Consider the following 334-nt stretch of genomic DNA (forward strand, 5'->3'; position numbering starts at 1 on the left):
ATCTACTTTTGTAATTTCTACTGAGCCTTTGTCTAACTGCTCATTTTCTACTTTCAATGATAAAACTTCTGTCATACCTTTTTTAATTTCGAATGATACTGGCTCTGTTAGTTTTTTGTAACCTGGTAAGCTTTCCGTCTCTACTAATTTGTATTTTCCTACTGATAAGTCTGAGACATTCGCTTTTCCATCTTTATCTGTCGTTACTTTTTTTACCACTTTTCCTTTTTCATCTTGCACTTCGAAGACTACGCCTGCTAATGCTGTTTGGCTGTCTTTATCTACTTTTGTAATTTCTACTGAGCCTTTGTCTAACTGCTCATTTTCTACTTTC

General features: G+C 34.4%; 1 protein-coding gene. It reads right to left on the reverse strand.

The window, feature by feature from the left end; translation table 11 throughout:
- Window positions 1–334: MSCRAMM family protein (locus BAU23_RS18645; RefSeq protein ID WP_165615099.1), on the reverse strand; the 334-nt coding region annotated here is incomplete at both ends.

Origin of the sequence: Bacillus nitratireducens (genome assembly GCF_001884135.1) — a bacterium.
GTDB lineage: Bacteria > Bacillota > Bacilli > Bacillales > Bacillaceae_G > Bacillus_A > Bacillus_A nitratireducens.